The following is a 15,060-nucleotide window of genomic DNA, read 5'->3' as shown; positions in this document are numbered from 1 at the left end:
GAATCGTTAGTTGATTTTACAGGAATGGGGCGTGTGTAGATTGATGGCCGGTTCAGGAGTTCCCTATGCGCTGGAGACGGCACTGGGCAGTATTGCGGAGGAGTTGGATTGTATCGGGCCGGGTAAGCCGCCGGTGTGGTTGCTGGGGGGAAGCTGTGGTCTGCTGCTGCACGGGGTTCAGCTGAGTGCTGCACCGCGCGATATTGACCTCTATTGTGATCTGGAGGATGCCGCACAGCTTCATCAGGCACTGCTGAGATACACGGTCTGTGCGCCGGAAGAGGATTATAGCGGAGGCTGTTACTCTCTGCGCGGACTCTACTTCATCGGGGAGGTGAAGGTTGAGCTGGTGGGGGGATTCAGGATCGGCGGCGGCTCCGGGCAATATTCAGTGGATATCAGCAAGCTGCAGCCCTATGCTCCGATATATGCGCTCGAAGGGAGCGGACAGCTGGCCCTGATGCCGCTTGTCCACGAGCTGATCTTCAATCTGCTGCGCGGCAGGGAAGAACGCTGCCGGGCTATTGCTGAGCTGGTTAAGCGGGATATAACCGGTCATCTGCCGCTATTGGAGCAGCTCTTTGAGGAGAATCATCTGGAAGCCGCCGGCCTGCAGCCTAGGCTGGACGAGCTGCTGGGGATCACTGAATCTATGCGAATATAACCTGAATGCAGGGAAGGAGGCTGTAAGATGAATGCGAAATCACAAATAACGGTCACTTTCCTTCCGGAACAACGCACAGCTTCTGTCAAGCACGGTACATCGCTGCTGGAGGCTGTGCGCAAAGCCGGAATTGTCCTGGCTACCCGCTGCGGGGGGAAGGCGGGGTGCATGATGTGCAAAGTATCCGTGGAGCGTGCGGAAGCCGGGGCACTCAGACCTCCTGCGGAGGCGGAGAAGCGCAAGCTTGGCAGCCTGCTGGATGAAGGCGTCCGCCTGGCCTGTCAGGCCGCCATATGGGGCGATGTCAGGGTGTATATTCCCGAGGACCCGCTGAAGGCGGCTGTACGCCGCAGGCTGGAAGCGGCGCGCCGTGGCGAAACGGAGGAATTATGGTGAAGGCTACTCCCGGCACATCTGCAACCGTAAGCGAACAGAGAGGAGACCTGCAAATGGACTCGATGCATCTGGTGAAGCTCCGGCAGAGGCGGAACAGGTCTGCTATTCTGCTGCCTTTGCTTGTTCTGCTGCTCTTGTCTCTAAGCGGCTGCATGTATCCCCGGGAGCAGCAGCAGCCCGGCAGCAGTTACCGCGAGAGCGTGAAGCGGGTGCAGGCGGCGGTCGATGATTATCAGGAGCAGAAGGGGCTGCTGCCGATCTTGACCAGCGATCAGGCCACGCCCAGATACGAGAAATTCGTAATTGACCTGAATAAGCTGCAGAAGGAAGGATACCTGGATGAGATTCCGGCGGCAGCGTTTGAGAAGGGCGGCAGCGCCCATTTTCTGGTGCTGGATGAGGAGACGGACCCTCAGGTCAAGCTGATGGACCTGGTGACCGTGCAGAAGGTCAACGATATTCAGCGTAAGGTGAACCTCTATAAGTCTGCGCACGGCGGGAAGCTTCCGGCAGGAGAGGAGCTGTATCCGGGCCTTGTGTCCATTGATGCCAAGCGGGCGGGAACCGGGACGATCAAGCTAAGCAGCGTATATTCGGGGCAGCCGCTAGAATTCCTGATGGATAGCAGCGGGACGGTCTATGTGGATTACGGCGCGGATATCTCCTCGGCCATCGATAAGAACGGAAGTGCGCCTGCGGCAGAGCGTGACCTGAGGCTGGAGCTTACACAGGCTTCTTATTATGTTCCCGTCAAGTCACTCCCTTATCTGTGGGTTGACGGCCGTCCGGTCCCGCAGGCTCCGCAGGAATAGCAATACACTGTTATGAATTATGGCAGCAGTTCTCCGAGTAGGGGATTGCTGTTTTTTTGCTATTTTGCTATGGGGAGTCTCAGAAGGATAGTAGTTCTAGGCCGCAGGCCGCCCTCATAGACTTGATGAGAAGACTTCCGGGTGTCTTGACGCAGTGGCGAGCTAGATGGGGTACACGAAATTTCAGATGCAAAAATGCGCGGACGCTGGTCATAAATCCGTTACGGATACATATGATGATACTAGTCCAAATGCATGTCCGAGCATTCGGAGTTTAGCGCGGGGCAACCTTGCTTCGCCTCAGGCAAGTAAGCTAGGCTTCGGGCGGGCAAAGCTTAGTCCGGTGGTTGTCCTGCAAGGGTCAGTTTGCCGGCGGAACGCGAAGTCGATGCTCTTCAGGCATTTTTTCTTCGGAGTAATATGAGGAGGGGATCTCTTTTGGAAAAAGTGGATATTTTCAAGGACATTGCCGAGCGTACCGGCGGAGACATTTATCTTGGCGTCGTCGGCGCGGTTCGCACGGGGAAATCGACATTCATTAAGCGCTTCATGGAAACGATTGTTCTGCCGAACATCACCAGTGAAGCAGACCGCGTAAGAGCGGTCGACGAGCTGCCGCAAAGTGCGGCAGGCAAAACTATTATGACTACCGAGCCTAAATTCGTACCCAACAATGCGGTGCAGATTAAGGTGGCCGAAGGCCTGGAGGTTAACGTCCGGCTGGTCGATTGTGTAGGCTATGCAGTGGAAGGCGCAAAAGGGTATGAGGATGAGAATGGTCCGCGCATGATCTCGACGCCTTGGTTCGAGGAACCGATTCCTTTCCAGGAAGCGGCTGAAATCGGGACACGCAAGGTCATTCAGGAACACTCGACTCTAGGTGTGGTAGTCACTACGGATGGTACGATTGCCGAGATTCCGCGGAGCTCGTATGTCGATTCCGAAGAGCGCGTGATCGCAGAGCTGAAGGAGGTCGGCAAGCCGTTCGTGCTGGTCATCAACTCCACCCGGCCGCGCAGTGAGGAAGTCCAGCAGCTCCGCAGTGAGCTTGCCCTCAAATATGATATTCCGGTGATGACGCTTAGCGCTGCGAATATGACCGAGGACGATGTAACCGGCGTGCTGCGTGAAGTGCTGTATGAATTCCCGGTACATGAAGTTAATGTTAATCTGCCGAGCTGGGTGATGGTGCTGGGCGAGAATCACTGGCTGCGCAGCAGCTATGAGAATTCTGTCCGCGATACCGTGAAGGATATCCGCCGTCTGCGTGATGTGGACCGCCTGGTCTCCCAGTTCACCGAATATGATTTCATCGACCGGGCAGGCCTCAGCGGCATGAACATGGGCCAAGGGGTAGCCGAGATCGACCTCTATGCTCCCGAAGAGCTGTATGATCAGGTGCTGATGGAGGTAGTCGGGGTCGAGATTCGCGGCAAGGATCACCTGCTCCAGCTGATGCAGGACTTCTCACACGCCAAGCGTGAATATGACCGCTTCTCGGAAGCGCTGGAAATGGTTAAGACCACGGGGTATGGCATCGCTGCACCTTCGCTGGCCGAAATGGCGCTGGATGAACCTGAGCTGATCCGTCAAGGCTCCCGCTTCGGAGTCCGGCTGAAGGCTACGGCACCGTCGATCCATATGATCCGGGTGGATGTCGAGTCAGAGTTCTCGCCGATCATCGGTACAGAGAAACAGAGTGAAGAGCTGGTCCGTTACCTGATGCAGGACTTTGAGAATGACCCGATCAAAATCTGGGAATCCGACATCTTCGGCCGGTCCCTGCATTCCATAGTCCGCGAGGGCATTCAGGGCAAGATCGCGATGATGCCGGACAATGCCCGCTACAAGCTGCAGGAAACGCTGGGCCGGATTATCAACGAGGGCTCGGGCGGCCTGATTGCCATCATCCTCTAAATGAAATAAGCTTGTCCTTTGGAGCGGGAGCATTTCCCGCTCTTTTGCTATTTCCGGGTCCAATGCTGCTAGAGTGGAAAAGGGGAATTCTCCCTGGAAAGCTTCCGTTTTTACGGCATAACTGGTAGTAATAGACTGCGCAATTGCAGCGGAATGAAAGGAAAATTGCTACTTTCTGCTCCTTTTTTGAGGAACGCCTTGATATTATGGTTGGGCTGTATTACTATAAGTTTGTTGCGCTTCTAGAAGAGAGGTGCCAGTACCCTAGTAATAAACGGGATTATCACGTATATTTTACGTTGAAACGGAAAGAGTGTATGATACCGGAACTTTTAACCAGGGAGGTGAGAAGACATGAATAAATCAGATTTGATCAACGTAGTTACAGAAGCAACTGAACTTCCCAAAAAAGACGCTACGAAAGCGGTAGATGCCGTTTTTGAAGCAATCACAGGTGCACTGCAAAGCGGCGATAAGGTTCAGCTGGTTGGCTTCGGAAACTTTGAAGTGCGTGAACGTTCCGCACGTAAAGGCCGCAACCCGCAGACTGGTGAAGAAATCGAAATTCCTTCAAGCAAAGTACCGGCGTTCAAACCCGGTAAAGCGCTGAAAGACGGAATCAAATAAAGATTTCTACATATCTGCCCCATAGTCCTTGAATACCAACGATGCCGCCTTCCAAGGCGGCATTTGTTTTTGAGAGGCTCATAAACGTTGAGGAGGATTACAATGACTGAGAAGAAGAATGAAGTGAATCCTGCACCGTCCGGCAGCGACTATATCGTAGTCAAGGCTAAGGAGAACGGTGTTCAGGTCATCGGGCTGACCAGAGGGCTGGACACACGGTTTCACCATACGGAGAAGCTGGACAAAGGCGAGGTGCTCATTGCCCAATTCACCGATCACACCTCAGCAATGAAAATCCGCGGCAAGGCTGAAATCTGGAGCAAACACGGACAATTAGAGAGTGAAAGCTGAAAAGCAGGCATAGCCTGCTTTTTTTCAAAATATAACTAGATATGGGCCGCTCTGCGGTGCCGTATAATCCTGCATAGCAGCGGAAACTATTGAGAAGGGGGCATGTTATGAACCGGAGCTGGCTGATCGGAACGGCGTTGCTGCTTAGTGCAGCTACTACCCTGCTGCTGCCGCAACTGGCCGGCAACGTTCTAACTGCCCAGAGCAAGTATAGCGCAGTAGAGACTATAGGCCCGAAGGGCCTGGTGCTGGAGAATGACAATCTGGTAGATGCGCTCAGTGAGATTCCGCTGAGTCTGATGATTGATAAGGCTGGCTGGGAGAACGGGGTATTGTCGCTGGATCTCAAGGTGAACGGTGATGTCCACGAACCTCAGGAACTGTACCGCAACATGGCTCTGGCAATCGGGTTCGCGATTCAGGAGACCTCGAACGTGGACCAGCTGCTGCTGCGTGTGGTGGCAGAGGATCAGTGGCTGGATACCCGCCGCCTGCTTCTTGCGGGGGATATCCGCCGCAGCGAGTGGACCCCTCTGCTGCAGGAGGCGCTGGAGAACGCAGGCAATTCGCCTCTTCCCGATTACCTGAAGAACGGCTTCCGCATTAGCGAAAGCGAGCTGTGGAAAAAACAGTTCATTTATCCCTGAACCGGGTAATTGAAACTAGAAGGCTTCACTCGTGCGTGACAAAAAAACATGTGATATAATAGACAAGATTGTGAACAAATCATTTTGACAAACGTCAATGGCTTCGGAGGCTAAAATGAAACCGTACCGCATACCGCAACTGGCTAAACCCTACACCGACTACGATATGATTCAGCGGCATACGGAACTGCCGCCGTTCTCAGACGGGCGGGGTCATTTGTTATATATTTTTCTCGGCAGAGGCCGGGGGGCAGACTTCCAGCAGGGAGAGCTGTTCACCCTGGTGACCGGACTCGTCCAGCTTGGACTGGATACCCATGAGAGCATTGACCGGAATCATGAAGAGCCCGGCGGTGATATGATGCGCACCCGCCAGCTGAAGGTACTGGCCGGTGATTATTTCAGCAGCTGGTTCTACCATCTGCTTGCGAAGCACGGTCAGATTGAAATGGTGGGCACGCTCAGCACGGCTATCGCTGATTTCAATGTGATGAAGGCCAATCTTTACGGCAAGATGAGCGGAACGCTTGTCCCGGCTGAACAATACTTGAAGCACACGGTACAGCTCAATATGAGGCTGTTTCTTTCTTTTACACCAATGATTGAAGCGTCCCTGAGAGACATCTGGCAGAAGCTGCTCGCCGAATTCAGCCAGTGTGAGACGGCAGCCCAGGAATTGCGCCGGGGGGCAGCTCCGGCAAGTGCGCTTACGGGCTATGCTTACTGGAAGGTGATGGAGTCGGCGACCGAAGAGGAGCGTCAGCAGCTTAAGGGGCAGACTCTGGACCCCAAGGACTGGCAGAAGCTGAAGCTGAGGTGCAAATGTGATACACTGCTGACGGACAAGCTGCATAGTTCGCTTGCGTCCATTCAGTCGTTATTGCAGAGCATCAGGGACGAGGAACTGGCGGGTCAGCTTAGATCAGCACTGGACCGCCTGCTTCTGCAAATGAAAATTTCCGGACAAGCTGCCGTGGAGGGTTAGAGAATGACAGTAGATAAAGCTACCGTAACAGGCGCGCAAGGCGAGAAGCCGAAGGAGCAATTTGTCCATTCGGTATTTGAGAGCATTGCCGGCAAATATGATCTGATGAATGATATTCTGAGCTTCCGGCGCCATAAGGCCTGGCGGAAGTTCACCATGCGCAAGATGGGCATGAAGCGCGGGGACTCGGCAGTGGACCTGTGCTGCGGTACCTGCGACTGGAGCATTGCCCTCGCGGATGCGAGCGAGACCGGAAATGTTATGGGGCTGGACTTCAGCGCAGGCATGCTGGAGGTAGGACGGCGCAAGGTGGAAGCGCGCGGACTGCAGGACCGGATCTCCCTGATTCAGGGGAATGCCATGGAGCTGCCGTTCGGTGATAACTCCTTCGATTACGCGACGATCGGCTTTGGACTCCGTAATGTGCCTGATCCCGTTCAGGTGCTCAGCGAGATGAAGCGCGTGGTGAAGCCCGGCGGTATGGTAGTATGCCTGGAGCTGTCGAAGCCGATGAAGCAGCCGTTCAAAGGTATTTATTATTTTTATTTCCAGCGTGTGCTTCCACTGCTCGGCAGACTGTTCGCCAAGCGGTATGAGCAATATAAATGGCTTCCTGAATCACTGGCACTCTTCCCGGACAGGAAGCAATTAGAGGAGATCTTCCGGGATACCGGACTTACAAAAGTGGAATCGTTCCCCTTGAACGGTGGCATCGCGGCGTTACATCTTGGACTCAAGGAGAACTGTAATGTTTAAGAAAATCGGTATTTTTCTACAAATGATTAAATTTGAGCACACGGTTTTTGCTTTACCCTTTGCTTTTATGGGGGCTTTGCTTGGTTCGGTAGTCATGTTTGGAGAACTGCCCTCCTGGAGCCAGATCGGATGGGTAGTTGTTGCCATGTTCGGCGCGCGCAGCGCGGCCATGGGGCTTAACCGGCTGATCGACCGGATCAGTGACGCGAAGAATCCCCGGACAGCGGGAAGAGCGATTCCGGCAGGATTACTGAAGGTTGGAGAGGTATCGTTGTTCATTGCGTTCTCGTTCTTTTTGCTGTTCTGGGCAGCCTTCAAGCTCAATCCTCTGTCAGCCAAGCTGCTGCCGATTGCTGTTTTTCTGCTGGTCCTCTATTCCTTCACCAAACGCTTTACCTGGGCCTGTCACCTGATTCTCGGGCTTACGATTGCCCTTGCACCTCTCGGCGGGTGGGTTGCGGTTACAGGAACGGTAGATTTGACCGCTATGATCTTCTATTTCACGATCGTATTCTGGACAGCAGGCTTTGATATCATCTACTCCTGCCAGGATGTTGATTTCGACCGCAAGGAAGGGCTGTATTCGATTCCGGTGCGCTTCGGGGTGGCGCGTGCGCTGGGGATTGCCAAAGTCTTTCACCTGCTGACAGCACTGGGCTTCATCTCTCTCTTGTTCATCACCGATTTGAGCTGGTGGTATGTGGCCGGCATGGTGATTGCTTACATTATACTGTTCTATGAGCACTACATCGTGTCTCCGGGTGATCTAAGCAAGCTGCAGACCGCCTTCTTCACCATGAATGGTGTACTTAGCATTGTGGTCTTTTCCTTTACTCTGATTGACCTGGTGGTGCAGTTCTACAAATGACCGAACATAAGCCAAAGAACTTCGTGGTTGGCATTACTGGTGCGAGCGGTGCGATCTACGGCATCCGGCTGACAGAGACACTCCTGTCCCTCGGTTATACAGTACATCTGGTTGTCAGTAATGCGGGCTGGCGTGTCTTCAAGGAGGAGCTGGGTTATGCTGTAACTGACCGGGAAGGCCTGCTGAACGAGCAGTTCGGCAGCTATCCCGGTTCTCTTCTGTATCACCCGGTACAGGATATCGGTGCTTCGATTGCCAGCGGTTCCTTCCGGACAGAGGGGATGATTATTATGCCCTGCTCGATGGGAACACTGTCTGCTGTAGCGCATGGCAGCTCGGATAATCTGATGACGCGGGCTGCAGATGTCATGCTGAAGGAAGGGCGTCCGCTCGTTCTGGTGCCCCGGGAGACACCGCTGCATGCGATTCACCTGGAGAATATGCTGAAGCTGTCGCGGATGGGCGTCAAGCTGATTCCGGCAATGCCAGCGTTCTATTACGGTCCTGCCACTATGGATGATCTGATTAATTTCATGGTCGGTAAGGTGCTTGACAGCTTCGGGATAGAGCATGCTTTATTTCGCAGATGGGGGGATGAAGGATGACAGATCTGGAACACACCGTCATCGGCAAAATCAGCTACACCAATTCATGGCCGGTCTATCATTATTTCGACCCCTCTGCTTTAAGCTTTCCTGCTGAAATGGTGAGTGAGGTGCCTGCCGTGCTTAACCGGGGCATGGCAGCAGGCGATATTCATGTTGGGGCTTTATCCTCCTTTGCTTACGCTACGTCCAGCGACCGGCTGCTGCTGCTGCCCGGTCTGTCCGTCAGCGCGGACGGTCCGGTGCGGTCGATATTTCTCTTCTCCAAAAAGCCGCTTCAGCAGCTTGGCAGCGGAACGATAGCCGTGACGAACACCTCAGCTACCTCGGTCAATCTGCTGAAGATTCTGATGCATAAGGCCTTAGGGGCCAGCCCGGAGTATATTAGCAGCGATCCCGATCTGAACATCATGATGCAGCAGGCGGATGCCGGACTCCTGATTGGTGACCATGCCATTCGTGCCTCCTGGCAGGATCAGGGCTATGAAGTGACGGATCTGGGCGGGCTGTGGAAGGAATGGACCGGCCATAGTATGACCTTTGCTGTATGGGCGGTTAACCGCAAGGCTGCGGCCCGGAATCCTGAGGCTATTGCCGAGATTGCCGAAGCCTTCGAGCGGAGCAAGAGACGCGGCCTGAATGATCTGGGACCGGTAATTCACGAAGCCTGCTGCACGATCGGGGGCACGGCCGCCTATTGGAGAGATTACTTCCGTAATTTATGTTATGACTTTGGGGAAAGGCAGCAGGAAGGTCTGAACCTCTATTTCCGCTATGCCTATGAAATGGGCCTGCTGCCGCAGGAAGTGAAGATGGAGCTTTGGAGCCACAATCTGCTGACACGGGTGAAAGAATGAAGCGACTGCAAATATTCGGCTTGCTGAACAAAGATATGGATCAGATTGAGAAAGAGCTGTACCGCAGTGTCCAGGGGGATGATGAACTGCTGAGCGAGACCTCGCTGCATCTGCTGAGAGCAGGGGGCAAGCGGCTCCGGCCGGTATTCGTGCTGATGGGCGGCAAATTCGGGACCTATGATCTCGAAAAGCTGAAGCGCGTCGCTATTCCGCTGGAGCTGATTCACAGCGCCTCGCTGGTCCACGATGATGTCATTGACGATGCGGAGCTCCGGCGGGGAGAGCCAACCGTCAAGGCGAAATGGGGCGACAAGATCGCCATGTATACCGGTGACTATATTTATGCCAAGGCACTTGTGATGACTTCAGGGCTGAAGAATCCCCTGATTCATCAGATTCTCTCCAAAGCGATGGTAGAGATGTCCATCGGAGAGATGGAGCAGATCCGCGACTTCTTCAACAGCGGACAGAGCGTGCGCCATTACCTGCGGAGAATCCGCCGGAAGACAGCGCTGCTGATTGCCGTCAGCTGTCAGCTTGGCGCTCTGGCTGCAGATGCGGAGCCGGGAACAGCCAGGCTCCTCTATAATTACGGATATAACGTTGGGATGGCGTTTCAAATCCGTGATGATCTGCTCGATCTCTCCGGAACGGAGAAGCAAATTGGCAAGCCGCCCGGAAGCGATATGCGGCAGGGGAATATTACTCTGCCTGTCATCTATAGTCTGCAGGATGAGCGGCTCCGCAGCCGCCTGCTTGAAGAGCTTGAAGCGATTCGTGAAGGGAATAGCGGGGGGGGCCGCGCGATCGACCTGATTCTCTCCGGCGACGGAATTTCCCGTGCGGAGGAGTTAGCTTCGCGCTATATCGCCAAGGCACTGGATGCACTGGAGCAGCTGCCCAGCAACCGGACGAAGCGCAATTTGCGCGATATCGCCTTTTTCGTGACCGGCCGGGCTTATTGAAAATATAAGAACTCAACTGCAAATTTACGTTCACAGATGCCGGGGTTTCTGATAATATCAGACCATAAACAGCCCATTCATTTAGAATAAGGGAAATTGGAGAGTGACTCTATGGAACAAACGTATCTGATGATCAAACCGGATGGTGTACAGCGCGGACTGATCGGGCGCATCGTCGCCCGTCTGGAAGACAAGGGATTCAAGCTGGTCGCTGCCAAGCTGATTACCGTGACTGAGGAGCAGGCCAAGAAGCATTATGCGGAGCACGACGGCAAGGATTTTTTCCCGGAGCTGGTAAGCTTCATCACTTCCGGCCCTGTGTTCGCCATGGTATGGGAAGGCGATGATGTCATCGCGTTATCGCGTCTGCTGATCGGCAAAACCAAGGTCGGTGAGGCTCTGCCGGGCACCATCCGCGGGGATTATGCCAGCCATACTCCGCTTAATCTGATTCACGGATCGGATTCACCGGACAGTGCAGCACGTGAGATCGCCAATTTCTTCGCTCCGGATGAGCTGGCACAGTATCATAAAGACATCGCAGCCTGGATGTAAGATCCGGGCAGGAGACAGGAGAATTATTATGGCTGAACGTGAAGAATCCTCATTAACCCCGGACCCTGATTACACCGGATTTATTCATAATATCAAACAAAGCACAGGCATTGACCTTGCGCAGTATAAGGAAGCACAGATGAAGCGGCGGCTGACTACGCTCCGTATGAAGAACGGCTACAATACCTTTAACGAATTCTATGCGGCCATGATGAAGGACAAGGCTCTGTTCTATGAGTTTTTGGACCGCATGACGATCAATGTCTCCGAATTCTGGCGGAATCCGAACCGCTGGGAAGTGCTGCGGGATGTGGTTCTGCCGGATCTTCAGCGTTCCGGCCGCAGACTGAAGCTATGGAGTGCCGCCTGTTCAACGGGGGAAGAGCCTTATACGCTGGCGATGATTCTTTCAGACAAGAATATTCTGGCCCAGACCGGGATTCTGGCTACAGATATTGATGACGGGGCGCTGGCCAAAGCCAAGCAGGGAATCTATCTGGAGCGCTCCCTGAAGGATGTGCCCAAAGATGTGGCAGACCGGTATTTCACACCGGAAGGACCGGTCTTCAAGGTCAGCGAAGGACTGAAGAAGAATATTGATTTCCGCAAGCAGAATTTGCTGCTGGATAAATTCGACGAAGGCTTCGATTTGATTATCTGCCGCAATGTCATGATCTACTTCACCGAAGAAGCCAAGAATAAGCTGTATCATAAATTCTCGGCCAGTCTGCGTCCGGGGGGCTATCTGTTCGTGGGCAGCACGGAGCAGATCTTTACACCGGCGCAGTATGGCTTCGAGTCGACCGAAACCTTCTTTTACCGCAAGAAATAGCTTTAGTCTAATGGGGGCTCGCTTGGTGCAAGGTATACTTTAGGCGCTTTTCAGTGATACTGGGAAGTAGGAAGAAACCTAACGCCAAGTGAAAGGTCGTTAACCCAGATGGACAAAAGCAAGGTCATCACCGCGTACCGGCGGGGGTTCCTCACCGTCCGCGAATGCGGGCAGATTCTCGGCATCGAGGAGCTGCAGCTCCAGAGCCTGCTTACTGCGGAAGAGGGCAGAACCGGCAGCCGTCTTCCGGCACCCGGCAGCGACGCTCTGGAGACAGGCTCCTGAACGGGGAGCACAGCAGCGCCGCTTCTACTCGAAAGAGCAGGAGCGGCGCTTGTTTTGTTCAGCGGGAAGCAGCGGGCCGGGCTATTGCTTTCTTGTCAAAGCGGAGAGCCTATACTATAATAAGCAAAGACATTTAACATTTTAGCGGTTTACAGTCCAAAAGTGTGAAGGGGGAACGCAGCATGAGTTTGCGCTATTTAACAGCGGGGGAAACGCACGGCCCCCAGCTTACTGCCATTATTGAGGGATTGCCCAGTAATTTAACACTTGACTTTGAAGAACTTAATTTCCAGCTGCACCGGAGACAGAAGGGCTACGGCCGCGGACGCCGGATGCAGATTGAGAAGGATACTGCCCAGATTGCCGGCGGTGTACGCCACGGCTATACTACCGGAGCTCCTGTAGCGCTCATTGTGGAGAACAAGGACTGGACACACTGGAAGAACATTATGAACATTGAGCCGATTCCGGGCAGTGACGAAGAGAAGCGCCGGGTGAACCGTCCGCGTCCCGGTCATGCGGACCTGAACGGCGGACTTAAGTATAATCATACCGATCTGCGTAACGTGCTGGAGCGCTCCAGCGCCCGTGAGACGGCCGCAAGAGTAGCCGTAGGCGGAGTAGCCCGTCAGCTGCTTGCAGCCTTCGGGGTGAAGATTGCCGGACAAGTCATCCGGATCGGAGAGATTGAAGCACCTGCTAATGATCTGCCTATCGATGAGTTGATTGCCCGGACTGAAGAATCCTCTGTGCGGGTAGTGGACAAGGAGACAGAGCAGAAGATGGAGGCTTACATAGACAAGATCAAGGAAGAAGGCGACTCCATCGGCGGGATTGTGGAATGTATTGTCGAAGGTCTGCCTATTGGCCTTGGCAGTTATGTACAGTCCGACCGCAAGCTGGATGGTGCCATCGCCGGAGCCGTGATGTCGATCAATGCCTTCAAGGGCGTGGAGATCGGAATCGGCTTCGAAGCCGGGAAGCTGCGCGGCTCACAGGTCCATGACGAGATTATGTATGAAGCCTCGAAGGGTTACTACCGGGCGAGCAACCGGCTGGGCGGGTTCGAAGGCGGAATGACCAATGGAATGCCAGTGGTCGTCAGAGGGGTAATGAAGCCGATCCCGACGCTGTACAAGCCGCTGCAGAGTGTGGATATCGATACGAAGGAGCCGTTCACAGCCCAGGTGGAGCGTTCAGATGCCTGTGCCGTTCCGGCAGCTTGTGTCGTACTGGAGAGTGTAGTAGCCTGGGAGATTGCCAAGGCGTTCCTGGACAAATTCGGCGGGGACTCTCTGGAAGAGATCCGCGCGAACTATAATAATTACCTGGCCCAGCTGGAGAGCTACTAGGATGCGCAGCATTACTGTTGACTTAGGCGAACGTTCTTATCCGATTTATATCGGCAGCGGTCTGCTGCAGAGTATCGGTGAACGCTGTACCGAAGCGGGGTTCGCGCAGCGCAGCCCGCTGCTGGTGGTGAGTGATACGGAAGTAGCGCCGCTGTATCTGGAGCAGGTGGAGGCCTCCCTCCGCAGCAGCGGATATACGGTAATCAGCCATGTCATTCAGGCAGGTGAAGCTTCGAAGTCTCTAGCTGTCTATGAAGAAGTTATTACCACCGCCATTCAAGGCGGTCTGGACCGCAGCTCAGCCGTGCTGGCGCTTGGCGGGGGAGTCGTTGGGGATCTGGCTGGCTTCGTTGCCGCATCTTATATGCGGGGAATCGGGTTCATGCAGATTCCAACGACCATTCTCGCCCATGACAGCAGCGTAGGCGGCAAAGTGGCCGTTAACCATCCGCTGGCCAAGAATATGCTGGGCGCCTTTTATCAGCCTTCTATGGTGGTATATGATCTGGATACCTTAACTACGCTTCCACCCCGGCAGGTCGCTTCAGGCCTGGCTGAGGTGGTCAAGCACGGGCTGATCCTGGACCGTGAGTTCGCTTACTGGTGCCGTGAGCATGCGGATGAGCTGCTGGCATTGAATCCAGAGGCGCTGGGATATGCGCTGGAACGCGGTTGTGCCATCAAGGCGGACGTAATCGGCGGTGATGAGCGCGAGCACGGGCAGCGTGCGATTCTGAATCTGGGCCATACCATCGGACATGCTATCGAAGCTGTCGGCGGCTATGGAACCTTCCTGCATGGAGAGGCGATTGCCATCGGGATGGCCGGATCTGCTCTGCTCGCAGCGAAGCTGGGCCGGGACAGACAGATCTACGAGGATACTGTATCCATGCTTACCGCCCTGTCACTGCCCACCCGGCTTCCTTCGCAGTATAGCGGGGAAGAGCTGATGGATGCGATGATGCATGACAAGAAATTCAAGGAAGGCCGAATGACTTTTATCGTGCCGGAGGCCATTGGTGAAGTTAGCATCATCAGTGATGTGCAGGCAAGCGATGTATCAGAGGTCATAGCCCAGCTTAAGAAGGAGGGGAGCCCATGGTGAACCGGGGCATACGCGGTGCAACAACCGTAACCCAGAATGAAGAGACGGAAATTTTACGTGAAACGGTGATCCTGCTGAGGGAGATTGTGGAGCGCAATGATGTGATCGCAGAGGATATCTGCAGTGTGTGGATTACGATGACCACCGATCTGGATGCAACCTTCCCGGCACGGGCGATCCGTGAGATTGAAGGCTGGGAGATGGTTCCGCTGATGTGTTCCGTGGAGATCCCTGTGAAGGGCAGCCTGCCGAATTGCATCCGCCTGATGGTGCAGGTGAATACCGACAAATCCCAGCGCGATATCCGGCATGTGTATCTGAATGAAGCCCAGCGGCTTCGCCCGGATCTCTCACAGAGCAAGTAATAATTATAGTTACGGGGTTGTCAATGACTACCGTCATCATGTATAGTGAAGTTAGCCGAGTAAAGCAGAGTTTAGAATGAGTTGAGTAGAGTATAGTTGAGCTGAGTGTAGGACCT

General features: G+C 54.2%; 19 protein-coding genes. All 19 read left to right on the top strand.

Annotated features, from left to right (window positions below; translation table 11 throughout):
* Positions 1-43 precede the first annotated feature (43 nt).
* The 19 genes from NSS83_RS07630 (at position 44) to aroH (ending at position 14,944) form a co-directional block, all read left to right on the top strand.
* Complete coding sequence (locus NSS83_RS07630; RefSeq protein WP_341347986.1) at positions 44-664, top strand: hypothetical protein; 621 nt, start codon at positions 44-46, stop codon at positions 662-664.
* Between the two features lie 27 nt (positions 665-691).
* On the top strand, positions 692-1,060 hold the full coding sequence (locus NSS83_RS07625) for a 2Fe-2S iron-sulfur cluster-binding protein (RefSeq protein WP_341347985.1): 369 nt from the start codon (positions 692-694) through the stop codon (positions 1,058-1,060).
* A 53-nt stretch (positions 1,061-1,113) separates the two neighbouring features.
* The gene (locus NSS83_RS07620; protein ID WP_341347984.1) at positions 1,114-1,872 is read left to right on the top strand and encodes a DUF3939 domain-containing protein; all 759 of its coding nucleotides are present in this window, start codon (positions 1,114-1,116) and stop codon (positions 1,870-1,872) included.
* A 438-nt stretch (positions 1,873-2,310) separates the two neighbouring features.
* Positions 2,311-3,789, top strand: coding sequence for a stage IV sporulation protein A (gene spoIVA, locus NSS83_RS07615; RefSeq protein ID WP_036727319.1), 1,479 nt, complete (start codon positions 2,311-2,313; stop codon positions 3,787-3,789).
* Between the two features lie 354 nt (positions 3,790-4,143).
* Positions 4,144-4,416, top strand: a complete 273-nt coding sequence (locus tag NSS83_RS07610) for an HU family DNA-binding protein (protein WP_019909963.1) — start codon at positions 4,144-4,146, stop codon at positions 4,414-4,416.
* Between the two features lie 102 nt (positions 4,417-4,518).
* Positions 4,519-4,767 carry a trp RNA-binding attenuation protein MtrB gene (gene mtrB, locus NSS83_RS07605; protein WP_051478165.1) on the top strand — a complete coding sequence of 83 codons (249 nt, stop codon included), beginning with the start codon at positions 4,519-4,521 and terminating at the stop codon, positions 4,765-4,767.
* A gap of 107 nt (positions 4,768-4,874) precedes the next feature.
* On the top strand, positions 4,875-5,414 hold the full coding sequence (locus NSS83_RS07600; RefSeq protein WP_341347983.1) for a hypothetical protein: 540 nt from the start codon (positions 4,875-4,877) through the stop codon (positions 5,412-5,414).
* Between the two features lie 115 nt (positions 5,415-5,529).
* On the top strand, positions 5,530-6,399 hold the full coding sequence (locus tag NSS83_RS07595; protein WP_341184963.1) for a heptaprenyl diphosphate synthase component 1: 870 nt from the start codon (positions 5,530-5,532) through the stop codon (positions 6,397-6,399).
* Between the two features lie 3 nt (positions 6,400-6,402).
* Positions 6,403-7,155, top strand: a complete 753-nt coding sequence (locus NSS83_RS07590; protein WP_341347982.1) for a demethylmenaquinone methyltransferase — start codon at positions 6,403-6,405, stop codon at positions 7,153-7,155.
* Positions 7,148-8,023 carry a UbiA-like polyprenyltransferase gene (locus tag NSS83_RS07585; RefSeq protein ID WP_341184965.1) on the top strand — a complete coding sequence of 292 codons (876 nt, stop codon included), beginning with the start codon at positions 7,148-7,150 and terminating at the stop codon, positions 8,021-8,023. Before NSS83_RS07590 ends, NSS83_RS07585 begins: the two co-directional genes overlap by 8 nt.
* Positions 8,020-8,628, top strand: a complete 609-nt coding sequence (locus NSS83_RS07580) for a flavin prenyltransferase UbiX (RefSeq protein WP_341347981.1) — start codon at positions 8,020-8,022, stop codon at positions 8,626-8,628. Before NSS83_RS07585 ends, NSS83_RS07580 begins: the two co-directional genes overlap by 4 nt.
* Positions 8,625-9,485 carry a menaquinone biosynthesis protein gene (locus tag NSS83_RS07575; protein WP_341347980.1) on the top strand — a complete coding sequence of 287 codons (861 nt, stop codon included), beginning with the start codon at positions 8,625-8,627 and terminating at the stop codon, positions 9,483-9,485. The genes NSS83_RS07580 and NSS83_RS07575 overlap by 4 nt, the downstream gene beginning before the upstream one ends.
* The gene (locus NSS83_RS07570; protein ID WP_341347979.1) at positions 9,482-10,450 is read left to right on the top strand and encodes a polyprenyl synthetase family protein; all 969 of its coding nucleotides are present in this window, start codon (positions 9,482-9,484) and stop codon (positions 10,448-10,450) included. Before NSS83_RS07575 ends, NSS83_RS07570 begins: the two co-directional genes overlap by 4 nt.
* 111 nt (positions 10,451-10,561) lie before the next feature.
* Positions 10,562-11,005: a nucleoside-diphosphate kinase gene (ndk, locus tag NSS83_RS07565; protein ID WP_036727303.1), complete on the top strand. Its 444-nt coding sequence runs from the start codon at positions 10,562-10,564 to the stop codon at positions 11,003-11,005.
* 28 nt (positions 11,006-11,033) lie between these two features.
* The gene (locus tag NSS83_RS07560; protein WP_341347978.1) at positions 11,034-11,837 is read left to right on the top strand and encodes a protein-glutamate O-methyltransferase CheR; all 804 of its coding nucleotides are present in this window, start codon (positions 11,034-11,036) and stop codon (positions 11,835-11,837) included.
* 108 nt (positions 11,838-11,945) lie between these two features.
* Positions 11,946-12,122: a hypothetical protein gene (locus tag NSS83_RS07555; RefSeq protein WP_341150924.1), complete on the top strand. Its 177-nt coding sequence runs from the start codon at positions 11,946-11,948 to the stop codon at positions 12,120-12,122.
* A 182-nt stretch (positions 12,123-12,304) separates the two neighbouring features.
* A complete protein-coding gene (gene aroC / locus NSS83_RS07550; RefSeq protein ID WP_340752883.1) occupies positions 12,305-13,474 on the top strand; it encodes a chorismate synthase in 1,170 nt (389 codons plus the stop codon).
* Position 13,475: 1 nt separating this feature from the next.
* On the top strand, positions 13,476-14,579 hold the full coding sequence (aroB, locus tag NSS83_RS07545) for a 3-dehydroquinate synthase (RefSeq protein ID WP_341184969.1): 1,104 nt from the start codon (positions 13,476-13,478) through the stop codon (positions 14,577-14,579).
* Positions 14,573-14,944, top strand: coding sequence for a chorismate mutase (gene aroH / locus NSS83_RS07540; protein WP_036698124.1), 372 nt, complete (start codon positions 14,573-14,575; stop codon positions 14,942-14,944). The genes aroB and aroH overlap by 7 nt, the downstream gene beginning before the upstream one ends.
* Positions 14,945-15,060: the final 116 nt, after the last annotated feature.

Origin of the sequence: Paenibacillus sp. FSL H3-0469 (assembly GCF_038051945.1) — a bacterium.
Lineage (GTDB): Bacteria > Bacillota > Bacilli > Paenibacillales > Paenibacillaceae > Paenibacillus_AQ.
Note: the sequence above shows the minus strand (reverse complement) of the source record. Positions and strands in the feature narration are given on the sequence as shown.